The organism is Pantoea sp. X-Soil-ISGK-259 (assembly GCF_059730705.1).
The window spans coordinates 653611-666284 of sequence record NZ_AP035986.1 but is presented as its reverse complement, the minus strand read 5'-3'; the positions used below and the strand labels follow the sequence as shown (position 1 = coordinate 666284).

Annotated in this window: 11 protein-coding genes; 7 read left to right on the top strand and 4 right to left on the bottom strand. The window is 55.1% G+C overall.

The genetic code is table 11. The features are described from left to right. Nucleotides 1-17: 17 nt before the first annotated feature. Nucleotides 18-671 (top strand): bifunctional tRNA pseudouridine(32) synthase/23S rRNA pseudouridine(746) synthase RluA, encoded by a 654-nt coding sequence (gene rluA / locus AC6I77_RS02975; protein WP_497816712.1) that lies wholly within the window; start codon nucleotides 18-20, stop codon nucleotides 669-671. Between the two features lie 63 nt (nucleotides 672-734). Here rluA and djlA read toward each other — a convergent pair whose 3' ends face one another. Then, nucleotides 735-1544 carry a co-chaperone DjlA gene (gene djlA / locus AC6I77_RS02970; protein ID WP_003854797.1) on the bottom strand — a complete coding sequence of 270 codons (810 nt, stop codon included), beginning with the start codon at nucleotides 1542-1544 and terminating at the stop codon, nucleotides 735-737. A gap of 182 nt (nucleotides 1545-1726) precedes the next feature. On the opposite strand from djlA, the gene lptD reads away from it, so the two are divergent. Genes lptD through apaH form a run of 6 tightly spaced genes read left to right on the top strand, consistent with a single transcriptional unit; the run spans nucleotide 1727 to nucleotide 8540 of the window. Then, nucleotides 1727-4102: an LPS assembly protein LptD gene (lptD, locus tag AC6I77_RS02965; RefSeq protein ID WP_050540837.1), complete on the top strand. Its 2376-nt coding sequence runs from the start codon at nucleotides 1727-1729 to the stop codon at nucleotides 4100-4102. A 54-nt stretch (nucleotides 4103-4156) separates the two neighbouring features. Further along, a complete protein-coding gene (gene surA / locus AC6I77_RS02960) occupies nucleotides 4157-5452 on the top strand; it encodes a peptidylprolyl isomerase SurA (protein WP_003854801.1) in 1296 nt (431 codons plus the stop codon). Next, nucleotides 5442-6434, top strand: coding sequence for a 4-hydroxythreonine-4-phosphate dehydrogenase PdxA (pdxA, locus tag AC6I77_RS02955; RefSeq protein WP_497816711.1), 993 nt, complete (start codon nucleotides 5442-5444; stop codon nucleotides 6432-6434). Before surA ends, pdxA begins: the two co-directional genes overlap by 11 nt. Continuing rightward, nucleotides 6427-7248, top strand: coding sequence for a 16S rRNA (adenine(1518)-N(6)/adenine(1519)-N(6))-dimethyltransferase RsmA (gene rsmA, locus AC6I77_RS02950; RefSeq protein ID WP_003854805.1), 822 nt, complete (start codon nucleotides 6427-6429; stop codon nucleotides 7246-7248). Before pdxA ends, rsmA begins: the two co-directional genes overlap by 8 nt. 3 nt (nucleotides 7249-7251) lie before the next feature. Continuing rightward, nucleotides 7252-7629 carry a Co2+/Mg2+ efflux facilitator ApaG/CorD gene (apaG, locus tag AC6I77_RS02945; protein ID WP_003854807.1) on the top strand — a complete coding sequence of 126 codons (378 nt, stop codon included), beginning with the start codon at nucleotides 7252-7254 and terminating at the stop codon, nucleotides 7627-7629. Between the two features lie 53 nt (nucleotides 7630-7682). Next, nucleotides 7683-8540, top strand: a complete 858-nt coding sequence (gene apaH, locus AC6I77_RS02940; protein ID WP_008925561.1) for a bis(5'-nucleosyl)-tetraphosphatase (symmetrical) ApaH — start codon at nucleotides 7683-7685, stop codon at nucleotides 8538-8540. 34 nt (nucleotides 8541-8574) lie between these two features. Here apaH and AC6I77_RS02935 read toward each other — a convergent pair whose 3' ends face one another. The 3 genes from AC6I77_RS02935 to AC6I77_RS02925 all read right to left on the bottom strand — a co-directional run bounded on the left by AC6I77_RS02935 (nucleotide 8575) and on the right by AC6I77_RS02925 (nucleotide 12668). Next, nucleotides 8575-10458 carry a PhoX family protein gene (locus AC6I77_RS02935; protein WP_497816710.1) on the bottom strand — a complete coding sequence of 628 codons (1884 nt, stop codon included), beginning with the start codon at nucleotides 10456-10458 and terminating at the stop codon, nucleotides 8575-8577. Nucleotides 10459-10548: 90 nt separating this feature from the next. After that, nucleotides 10549-11031 (bottom strand): type 3 dihydrofolate reductase, encoded by a 483-nt coding sequence (gene folA, locus AC6I77_RS02930; protein ID WP_033763249.1) that lies wholly within the window; start codon nucleotides 11029-11031, stop codon nucleotides 10549-10551. 497 nt (nucleotides 11032-11528) lie between these two features. After that, complete coding sequence (locus tag AC6I77_RS02925) at nucleotides 11529-12668, bottom strand: porin (protein WP_497816709.1); 1140 nt, start codon at nucleotides 12666-12668, stop codon at nucleotides 11529-11531. Nucleotides 12669-12674 lie beyond the last annotated feature (6 nt).

Here is a 12674-nt window from a genome sequence, read left to right as displayed (position 1 = left end):
TATTTTTGGAAAGCCCCATGGAACCTTACAACCCACCGCGTGAACCCTGGCTGCACATCCTTTATCAGGATGCGCATATCATGGTGGTGAACAAACCCAGCGGTCTGCTCTCGGTACCCGGTCGTCTGGATGAGCACAAAGATAGCGTGATGAAGCGGATACAGCGTGATTTCCCGCAGGCGGAATCTGTGCACCGACTTGACATGGCGACCAGTGGCGTGATGGTCGTGGCGCTGACCAAGGCGGCGGAGCGTGAGCTGAAACGACAATTCCGTGAGCGGGAGCCTTCCAAAACGTATGTGGCCTGCATCTGGGGTCATCCGGAGAAGGAAGAGGGGCTGGTTGATCTGCCGCTGATTTGCGACTGGCCAAATCGTCCAAAGCAGATGGTTTGCTTCGAGAACGGCAAAGCCGCACAGACAGAATATCAGGTGCTGGAGTATCGGGCGGACAACAGTACGCGGATTTCGCTTAAGCCGATTACTGGCCGCTCGCACCAGCTAAGGGTGCATATGCTGGCGCTGGGCCACCCGATTCTGGGGGACAACTTCTATGCACATCCGGAGGCGAAAGCGATGGCGCCCCGTTTACTGCTGCATGCGGAGTCACTTACCATTACCCATCCGGCATTTGGTAATGCCATGACGTTTCGTCAGCCCGCGGACTTTTAAGGTTTACGGCAGGACTGTCGCCGTGGCCTCCTCTGTTGCAGAAGAGGCCACAGGAGCGACGCATTACTTGAAGCCTTTCTCTTTGCGAATCAGATCGTAAGCCGCCTGAATTTCCTGCGCTTTCTGCTTCGCCATCTCCATCATCTCTGGCGGTAACCCTTTCGCCACCAGCTTATCAGGATGATGCTCACTCATGAGCTTGCGGTAAGCACGTTTAATCGTGGTGGCGTCATCACTGCTCTTCACGCCCAAAACGCTACAGGCATCTTCCAGCGTTGGACCGCGTTGCGCCTGCTGAAAGCCGCCTGAACTGCGCTGCCCGCCGCCAAACTGCTGGCCGCCCTCCATCATGCGCAGGAACTGATCGAACTGACCACGCGAAATGCCCAGCTCTTCGGCAATCACGTAGAGTACCTGTCGCTCATTGGGGTGCAGTGAGCCGTCGGCAAAGGCGGCCTGGATCTGAATCTCCAGGAACATCCGAATCAGGTCGAACCGGCCAAAACAGGCGCTGCGCAGTTCTCGCAGCTTGCTGCGCAACGGGTAATCCGCCTGCTTACCTTCGCGGAACGCGCGCTGAGCAGCCGTGCGTGAGTCACCGTGCAGCTGCATCCGCTCCATGAGCAGTGAAGCAATCTGGATATCCGCTTCCGTAACCCGCCCTTTTGACTTGGTCAGATGGCCCATCACCTGAAAGGTGGTGCTGAAAAACAGCGTCTGCCGGGTCTGATTATTTGAGAAGTAAGCCTTGCCTTGTGCGCCACGTACTTTGTCAATCATATGGCCAATGATCAAACCGATCACAATACCCCAAAAGCCTGCGCCGGAAAGTAATCCCACCGCCAGACCCATAACTTTTCCCCAGTAGCGCATAAACTCCTCAATTCGCCATGCTTGCGGCTGAAAATTGCATTATCATACCTGTCATTTATCTCAGCGCCTAACGGCAACGCTGACAGACCAGGATTAACACTGGCGCAACGCCGGGCAGTAAGTTAGTCTCTGACCCGATTGTCGGCATGATGCCAGTTTTCATGGAATTCTCGATACCGCGTATGAAAAAACATATACCTACCCTGCTGGCCACACTGATCGGCGCAGCCATTAGCCAGCAAGCCTTTGCCGACGATTTGATGTCGCAGTGTATGTTAGGCGTGCCGAGTTATAACCGCCCGCTGGTCAACGGTGATACCAACCAGCTGCCTGTCACTATTCACTCCGACGCCGCCAAAGGGAACTATCCCAATGATGCGGTCTTTACCGGCAATGTGAATATTGAGCAGGGCAACAGCCGTATGCAGGCGGATGAAGTTCAGCTTCATCAGCGTCAGCAGGAAGGCCAGACGGCGCCAGTACGTACCGTCGATGCCCTGGGTAATGTGCACTACGATGACAACCAGGTCATCCTGAAAGGTCCGAAAGCCTGGTCAAACCTCAACAGCAAAGATACCAATGTCTGGAACGGTGATTATCAGATGGTGGATCGTCAGGGACGCGGCACCGCCGACCAGATGAAGCTGCGCGGCGATAACCGCTACACCATTCTGGAGAACGGCACCTTTACGTCCTGTCTGCCCGGTTCCAACAGCTGGAGCGTGGTCGGTTCACAAGTCATCCAGGATCGCGAAGAGGAAGTGGCGGAGATCTGGAACGCCCGCTTTAAGCTGGGTCCGGTTCCGGTGTTCTACAGTCCCTATCTGCAGTTACCGATTGGCGATCGTCGTCGATCCGGTTTCCTGATCCCGAATGCAAAATTTGGCAGCAACAACGGCTTTGAGTTCGTGCTGCCTTATTACTGGAACATTGCGCCGCAGGCCGATGCGACCATCACGCCGCACTACATCAGTAAGCGCGGCATGAAATTTGAAAACGAATTCCGTTATCTGACGACGCTGGGTGCCGGTCTGGTCGAATTCGACTACCTTGGCTCCGATAAACAGTACGATAACGACAAAGCACTTCGTGGCATCGCCGAGGATTCCAGCTCCGACCGCTGGTTGTTCTACTGGCAGCATGCCGGTGTCTATGAACAGCACTGGCGTTTCAACGCCAACTACACCAAAGTCAGCGATCAGTATTACTTCAACGATCTCGACTCGAAGTACTACAGCTCCACCGACAACTACGCCACGCAGAAATTCAGCGTTGGTTATGCGGACACCAACTGGGACGCCACACTCTCGGCCAAAGATTTCCAGGTGTTTGGCAGTACCACCAGCAATAACGTCTACCGCGCAATGCCGCAGCTGGATGTTAACCTTTATCAGAATGATATCGGGCCGTTTGATGGCCGGGTTTATGCTCAGGCGGTGAAATTCACCAACGTCAACAGTCGTCTTCCTGAAGCGACCCGTTTACACGTTGAGCCAACCCTGAACCTGCCGCTCTCCAACGGCTGGGCCAGCCTGGATACCGAAGCGAAGTTCCTGGCGACCCACTATCAGCAGACTGACGTTGATTATTATAACAATACGGCCAATGGTTTCAGAGGAAGCAATAGCGGCGAACTGGATGAATCGGTAAACCGCACCCTGCCGCAGTTTAAAGTGGATGGCCGGCTGGTGTTTGACCGCGATATGGACTCCGCAGTGGGTTATACCCAGACGCTGGAACCACGCGTGCAGTATCTTTATATCCCGTACCGCGACCAAAGCAATATCTATCCGTACGACTCTACGCTGCTGCAAACCGACTACACCGGTCTGTTCCGCGATCGTACCTATAGCGGCCTGGATCGCATCGCTTCAGCCAATGAAGTGGCAACCGGTGTTACCTCGCGTATTTATGATAACGATCTGGTTGAACGTTTTAACGTTTCTGTGGGTCAAATCTACTCGTTTACCCCTTCTCGTACTGGTGTGAATCAAACCAATAAAGAAGATGATACCGGCAGTCTGATTTGGGCTGGCGATACATACTGGAAAATCAGCGATCGCTGGGGTGTTCGGGGCGGGCTGCAATATGACACCAAACTCGACAACGTCTCCCAGGGCAATACTGTTCTGGAGTACCGTCGTGATGCCGACCGTATGGTGCAGTTGAGCTACCGCTACAGCAGCCCGGAATATATCGCGGCAGCGTTAAATGACAGCAACCTGGTGACCAATCCTATCTACAAAAATGGGATTTCACAGGTGGGCACCACGGCCAGCTGGCCGATTGCCGATGCATGGTCTGTGGTAGGTGCTTACTACTACGATACCCGCAACAAGCGTCCGGCGTCGCAGCTGGTTGGCCTGCAATACAGCTCATGCTGTTACGCTCTCCGGGTCGGTTACGAGCGCAAAATTAACGGTTGGGAAAACGACGACAGTAAGTACGACAACCAAATCTCATTCAACATTGAGCTGCGTGGTCTGAGTCCTAACTATGGCTTAGGCACCAACGATATGCTGCGTCAGGGCATTATCCCTTACCAGCCTGCTTTCTGATGTTGTGATGTTTGACAGGCAATCCCGCAGTGCGGAACCAACAATGGATAAAGTATGAAGAACTGGAGAATGCTGATTCTTGGTGTGGCAATCAGTGCTAACACCGCGTTCGCAGCACCACAAGTCGTTGATAAAGTTGCAGCCGTGGTCAATAACGGCGTGGTTCTTGAGAGTGACGTGGATGGCATGATGAGCACCGTTAAATCTCAGGCCCAGCAGGCTGGTCAGCAGTTGCCGGATGATAAAACGTTGCGCCATCAGATTCTGGAACGTCAGATCATGGATAACATCATTCTGCAGATGGGTGATAAAGCCGGGGTTCAGATCAGCGATGAGCAGCTGGACCAGGCGATTCAGAACATCGCGGCGCAGAATAAGATGAGCCTTGATCAGCTGCGCAGCCGTCTGGCTTATGACGGCATGAACTACAGCGTTTATCGTTCTCAGATTCGTAAAGAGATGACCATTGCTGAAGTGCGCAACAACGAAGTGCGTCGTCGCATCACGATTCTGCCGCAGGAAGTCGATACGCTGGCGAAACAGATTGGCTCTCAGAACAGTCAGGGCACCGAACTGAACGTCAGCCATATTCTGCTGCCACTGCCGGAAAACCCGACACAACAGCAGGTTGATGAGCAGGAAACGCTGGCGAAACAGCTGGTTGGCGAACTGAAAAATGGCGCTGACTTCGGCAAAATGGCCGTGACCTACTCTGCCGATTCGCAGGCGCTGAAAGGCGGCAACATGGGCTGGGGTAAAATCGAAGAGTTACCGACCCTGTTTGCTCAGGCCCTGTCGAGCGCCAAAAAAGGCGATATCGTCGGTCCGATTCGCTCGGGTGTGGGCTTCCACATCCTGAAAGTGAACGATCTGCGTGGCGAGAACAAAAATGTCTCAGTCACTGAAGTTCATTCACGTCACATTCTGCTGAAGCCATCGCCAATCCTGACAGATGAGCAGGCACGCGCACAGCTGGAGCAGATTGCTAACGATATCCGCAGTGGTAAAACCACCTTCGCGGCGGCGGCTAAGCAGTACTCTGATGATCCGGGTTCAGCGAACCAGGGCGGCGATCTTGGCTGGACCTCTCCGGAAGTCTTTGATCCGGCCTTCCGTGACGCGCTGCTGCGCCTGAAAAAAGGCCAGACCAGCCAGCCGGTTCACTCCTCTTTCGGCTGGCATCTGATTCAGTTGCTGGATACCCGTCAGGTGGACAAAACCGATGCGGCCCAGAAAGAGCGTGCTTACCGTATGCTGTTTAACCGTAAGTTTGCGGAAGAAGCACAGACCTGGATGCAGGAACAACGTGCCAGCGCCTACGTGAAGATTCTGGATGGCAATGCGCAGTAATCCCCGTGTGGTGATCACGCCCGGCGAACCTGCCGGGATTGGTCCCGATCTCACCGTTCAGCTGGCCCAGCACTCCTGGCCGGTTGAACTGGTCGTCTGCGCCTCGCCTGCCCTGTTGCAGCAGCGTGCGGCGCAACTCGGTTTACCGCTGACCCTGCGTCCCTATCAGCCTGGCGTGGCCGCTGAGCCACAGCAGGCGGGAACGCTGACTATCCTGCCAGTCGAAACGGCCGCGACGGTCACGCCCGGCGAGCTTTGCGTCGCCAACAGTGACTACGTGCTGGCCACGCTGGCGCGTGCCTGTGACGGTTGTCTCGACGGTGAATTCGCGGCCCTGATTACCGGCCCGGTGCACAAAGGCGTCATTAATGATGCCGGCATCGCCTTTACTGGCCATACCGAATTCTTCGCCGATCGCGCAGGCGGCCATCGGGTCGTCATGATGCTGGCGACAGAGCAGCTACGCGTCGCGCTGGCTACTACCCATCTGCCGCTGAAAGATGTCTCCGCGGCGGTGACCCGCGACTGTCTGCATGAAGTGATCACGATTCTTCATCGTGATTTGCAGCAGAAGTTTGCCATTGCCGAGCCGCATATCTACGTCTGTGGTCTTAACCCTCATGCGGGGGAAAGCGGCCACATGGGTCGGGAAGAGATTGAGACCATCACACCAGCACTTAATGAACTGCGTCAGCAGGGCATTAAACTGACCGGCCCGCTGCCTGCGGATACCCTTTTCCAGCCTAAATATCTGCAACATGCCGATGCGGTGCTGGCGATGTATCACGACCAGGGTCTGCCGGTACTCAAATTTCAGGGGTTTGGCCGGGCGGTAAATATCACCCTGGGCCTGCCCTTTATCCGGACTTCAGTTGACCACGGCACCGCGCTTGAACTCGCCGGTCTGGGTCAGGCTGAACCGGGCAGCTTCATCACGGCGCTTAACCTCGCCATCACTATGATCAAGAGCAGTAATGAATAATCGCGTCCATCAGGGGCACTACGCCCGTAAACGTTTCGGGCAGAACTTCCTGAACGATCAGTACATTATCGACAGCATTGTCTCCGCCATCCATCCGCAGCGCGATGAAGCGCTGGTAGAGATCGGCCCAGGCCTGGGTGCCTTGACCGAGCCAGTAGGCGAACGCCTCGATAAATTAACGGTGATAGAACTGGACCGCGATCTCGCTGCGCGTCTGGAAACGCATCCGTTCCTTGGCCCAAAACTGACTATCTTCCAGCAGGATGCCATGACGTTCGACTTCGCCGCACTGGCGCAGGAGAGAGGCCAGCCGCTGCGGGTATTTGGTAACCTGCCATACAATATTTCGACCCCGCTGATGTTCCACCTTTTCAGCTATACTGGTTCGATCAAAGATATGCACTTCATGCTGCAGAAAGAGGTGGTTAATCGTCTGGTCGCCGGTCCGGGTAATAAAACCTACGGTCGTCTGACGGTAATGGCGCAGTACTACTGCCAGATCATTCCGGTGCTGGAAGTGCCTCCGCACTCCTTTACGCCGCCACCGAAAGTGGACTCTGCCGTGGTGCGTCTGGTGCCGTATGCCGAGCCGCCGTATCCGGTCAGCGATGTGCGTATTTTGAGCCGTATTACCACTGAAGCGTTCGGCCAGCGTCGTAAAACGCTGCGCAACAGCCTGAGCCACATGGTGGCTGCCGGCGCGCTGGAGGAGTTATCCATAGATCCAACCCTGCGTGCCGAGAACGTCTCCGTCGCGCAATATTGTCAGCTGGCGAACTGGCTGGCGAATCATCAGGGAAAATCGCAGGAGTAAGTCATGAGTGAAACGGCCCGCGTCTCCGTCCATGTGCAAAGCCAGTACGTTGCCTCACAATCCTCACCGGATGATGATCGTTACGTCTTCGCCTATACCATTACGATTCGCAATCTGGGCCGTTCCTCAGTGCAACTGCTGGGACGTTACTGGCTGATTACCAACGGTAACGGCCGCGAAACGGAAGTTCAGGGCGAAGGCGTGGTGGGTGAACAACCGCTTATCGCGCCAGGCAATGAGTTTCAGTACACCAGCGGAGCCGTGATCGAAACACCGATGGGCACCATGCAGGGACACTATGTGATGGTCGACGAACAGGGTGACACCTTCCATGTCGAGATCCCGGTGTTCCGCCTCGCCATTCAGACCCACATTCATTAATTCATACGCTTTTTGCCCGTTTAGTCGGGCAGCTTCCTGATGGATAAAACCTTATGAGCACATACCTGATTGGCGACGTTCACGGTTGCTACGACGAATTACGTGCCTTGCTGCAACAGGTTGATTTCAATCCTGAGCAGGATACCCTGTGGCTGACCGGCGACTTAGTGGCGCGGGGTCCGGGCTCACTTGAGGTTCTGCGCTACGTAAAATCGCTGGGCGACGCAGTGCGTCTGGTGCTGGGCAATCACGATTTACATCTGCTGGCGGTCTACGCTGGAATCAGCCGTAATAAGCCCAAAGATCGCCTGACACCGTTGCTGGAAGCGGACGATGCGGATGAGCTGATCAACTGGCTGCGTCGTCAGCCGCTGTTACAGGTTGATGAAGAGAAAAAGCTGGTGATGGGACACGCCGGTATCACGCCGCAATGGGATATCGAGACCGCGAAAAAGTGTGCGCGTGAAGTTGAAGCGGTACTTGCCAGTGACAGTTATCCGCTGTTTCTGGATGCGATGTATGGCGACATGCCGAATAACTGGAGTGAAGATCTGACTGGTCTGGCACGTCTGCGCTTCAGCACCAACGCGCTGACCCGCATGCGTTACTGCTTTCCCAATGGTCAGCTGGATATGATCTGCAAAGATGCCCCTGAATCTGCCCTTCCTCCGCTAAAACCCTGGTTTAACATTGCAGGTCCGGTCGCACGTGACTACACCATTGTGTTCGGTCACTGGGCCTCGCTGGAAGGCAAAGGGACGCCTGAGGGAATCATCGGTCTGGATACCGGTTGCTGCTGGGGCGGAACGCTGACGCTGCTGCACTGGGAAACGCAGCGCTATATGGTGCAGCCCTCCAATCGCGAAAAAGCGCTGGCCTCCAGCGAAAGTCTGGCACCGCCCGCGCTATAACGGCGATGCTGGCCGGCAAGGCCAGCATCCTCTCTTATGCGCCGATAATGCCGCCATCTTCGCGGGTGATCATGATCACTGACGACCGGGGACGCGGACTGTTATCGGGAAAGTGCGAGTCACCCTCTTCGCCGGGATGCTGCACATTGACGAACAGCGTTTTGTAATCTGGCGTGAAGGTGATGCCCGTCAGCTCGCATGATTTGGGGCCAACCATGAACCGGCGGATCTCCCCACTATCCGGATCCCCTACCAGCATCTGATTGTTCCCCTGCCCCTGATAATCCTCTTTATTACTGTACTTGCCATCGGTCAGGATCCATAACCGCCCGTGCGCATCAAACCCCAGACCATCGGGACTGTTAAAGGTGTTTTCAGCGGTGATGTTAGGTGTACCGCGATAGATCCCTTCAGGATGCGCGATCGGATTGCCGCACAACGCATAGATATCCCACTCAAACGCCTGCGCCGTGGCATCGCCCTTTTCATCCCAGCGGATAATCTGGCCGTAGATATTTTTAGGACGCGGATTCGCCGCATTAACCGGCATGCCTTCATTGCCACGTTTGTTATTGTTGGTCAGCGTGCAGTAAGCACGACCATCATGCGGATTAACAGCAATCCACTCTGGCCGGTCCATCCGCGTGGCGTTAACCACATCAGCCGCCGCACGCGCATTAATCAGAATATCGGCCTGACTGTTAAACCCCTTTTCAGCGGTGAGTCCATTTTCACCCCACTTCAGCGCCAGCCAGCGGCCGGTACCTTTCAGCGGCGTGCCCTGCGCATCGCCATTGAACTGCGCCACATAGAGCGTGCCTTTATCCAGCAGTCCGTGATTGGCTTTGGCATCATCCGGGATGACTTTGTCGTCTGAGACATATTTATAGATATACTCGCCGCGCTCATCGTCGCCCATGTAAACCACCAGCTGACCGGTTTTAGCGACCGTAACGGCGGCATTTTCGTGCTTGAAGCGCCCCAGTGCAGTGCGTTTTACCGGCATGGAGTGAGGATCAAAGGGATCGATTTCGACAATCCAGCCGTGGCGGTTAAATTCATTGGGGTTTTTGGCGATGTCGAAACGGGGATCAAAGTCGGCCCAGTTACGCTCTGGCTCGGCGGCATTCAGGGTATAGCGCTTTTGCTGCGGCGTTGGCGTAAAGTCCGCCTGATGGGTACCAAAGTAGGTGTCGTAGTTCTCTTCACAGGTGAGATAAGTCCCCCACGGCGTTTTACCGTTGGCGCAGTTACCAAAGGTGCCAAGGACATGCATTCCCTGTGGATCGGCGGCGGTCTGCAGCGCTTTATCGCCCGCTGCCGGACCGGAAAAGCGCATCGGAGTATTGGCGGTAATACGGCGGTTGAACTCAGAAGGACGCACCACCTGCCAGCGATTGTCCTCACCCCGTTTGACTTCAACGATGGAGATGCCATGCGCCGCCTGCGACTTTTTCACATCTTCCAGGCTGGTCGCTTTGCTGCCGCCGTGGGCGAACAGCGTCGGCTCATTCACATATTCATTGTTGATCGCCATGACGCCACGCTGGTCATTAATGGCGAAGAAGCTCATACCGTCGTTGTTGTCACCGAACTGCTTTTCCTGATCTTCCGCGCTGTTATTGCCGTGCGGATCAAATGCGACGGCGCCATTCACCAGCGGATCTCCCCAGGAGATCAGCACGTCTGCGCGATAGCCGGGGGCCACCACAACCTCATCGGCGGTGGATGCGGCAATCCCCTGAAAGCCCAGCAATGGGCTTCCCGCTGGCTTCTCCTGCGCCAGTGCGCTTCCTGAGAGTGTGAGGCCGCCGCTGAGAAAGCCGGTCAGCCCGAGAGCGCCGGAACCGGCAATGAATTTACGACGCAGAGGATCGCGCAGACGGTCAGTGCTTAATGCGGAGAGTTCGGTTTTCATTATTAATTGCTTCCTTCATGAAGATCCCAGAAAAGAAGCAATGCTAATGAACAGAGATGACAGCCAGGTTACAGTCTGGCAAAGGGAGGATCAGCGACGACGGTCAAGGATCTCAAAGCAGTAGCTGTGGGAGTTCTGCTCGTCAGCATCGTGAAACTCGCTGAACGTAGACTGCCACTCATCCGGCTCGTAATCCGGGAACTGTGTATCACCTTCAACTTCTGCATCAATGTGCGTCAGATAGAGACGATCGGCGCGCTTCAGCATCTGCTCATAGACGCGTCCACCGCCAATCACCATGATCTCTTCAGCATCACCGGCTGCCTGTATCGCCTCATCCAGGGAGGTGACCCAGGTGACGCCTTCCGTGGTGCCCGGCTGGCTGCTGACCACGATGTTCAGTCGGCCAGGTAACGGACGACCAATAGATTCAAAGGTCAGTCGACCCATAATGACTGGTTTCTTCAGCGTATTGCGTTTGAACCACGCCAGATCTGCAGGCAGGTCCCACGGCATGGCGTTCTCCATTCCAATAATGCGATCTGCTGCTAATGCCGCGATAAGACTAATCATGTTAACCACTCACTGAAAAAATTGGCGCCATGATACGTAAAGGTGAAACTTTCGTCGATAGGGGAAAAGGTCTATTTGCGTAAAGCTTTTCATGATGCCGCTTTTCATGCCCTGTGCAGCGTTTTTCACCGCGTAATCGCGTCAGTTTGCCGCAGCGCGCCAGCGACAGGCCTCAGGCTGGCACAAAAAGCGTGCGCAAAAGGAAACGGCTCCCGGAGGAGCCGTAAAGCCTGGTCTGGCTAGCGGTAAGATCGGTGCAGCACAGGGAACGCAGTCAGATCGGAAAGACGCAAAAGCTGTTATCCATGACCGCTCGGCCCGCGCGATTACGCACCTCATCCCTGAGGTGCGCCCGTATACGGGCCAACGCTTTGCGTTGTTCAAAAACGCTCCCGGCGTTTTTTTCCATGGCGCGGGACGCTTTCCTCCTCTGCCTGTGCTCCCTGCCCGTTAAGATCGTTTATCGCTGCAAGCCTGATTAAGGCTCGTCAGGATGATCAGAAGTCGTAGCGCAGACGCACCAGATTCATATCACCCAGGTTATCGGTGCTGGAGGTGAAGACATGTTCGTAGTCAACACGGAAACCGTAGTCGAGGAACAGCACCACACCCAGACCGTTGTCGATGCGCTGGTAATCACGACCGGTCATGACCTCAATGCGATCACCCATAACATAAGGCTGAACCGCTTTCAGACCATACTGCCCCACCGGGATTTTGTAACCGGCGAAATATTCAACGCCCCACGCATCGCCAGCAAAGTAGTTACGCGCGTCTTTGCGTTTGGTCGTCATGAAGTTCTGATACCAGCCACCACCGGCTGACAGCGTCCAGTTGCCTGGTGTCCAGTTTAATGCAGAGCCGTAAATGTTCTGATCGTAATCGCGGCTGTCGCCATTGTTCGGGTTACGCATCGCCGCGCGCGTGTAGTTCCACGCCGTGCCCCAGCTCAGTTCATCAGAGATATGGTAATCCACGCCCAGCGAGCCGCCGCCTTTGCGCTTATAGCGCAGGCCATTGCCTGGCAGATATTCGTTATCGTCGAACAGATAAGAGGCGTAAATATCCGCATCGCCGAAGGTGTTTTTATATTTCAGCTGCTTGCGTGAACGGTAAGATCCGTCGTAGTCACCGTTGATTCCGTTGCCCGGTGCCTGGCCGATCATGTCGTAATCCCAGATATCGGTCTTGGCGCCCACAGTGTCATAATACACGCTGTTCTGCTGACCAAAGGTAAGCTGACCCCAGGTTTTGCTTTTCAGACCGGTGTAGAGCTGGCGACGCGTGGTGTTATTGGCACCGTCAGCATAGTGGCGATCCCAGCCGAAAACTGCCGGGACGTTAACGCCCAGCTCGTAATAGCTGATCCAGCTTACGTCATCAAACAGGTAATAGTCAGCACCGAAACGGAAACGGGTGCCGCCATCAAAACCGTCACGCTTGTAAGATTTGTCATCCACGCCGGTCTGATGATTGAACTGAGCACGAATGCTGCCGCCAACCTTAAAATTAAGACGGCTAAGCGGATCGCCCGCCTGCGGATCCTGCTTTAACAACGTCACTTCCGCCTGGCTGGCGAAAGGAAGAATAGCCATCAGTGCAGCCACTGCACTCAGAGAAAAAGTACGCATTTTCATTTTTTA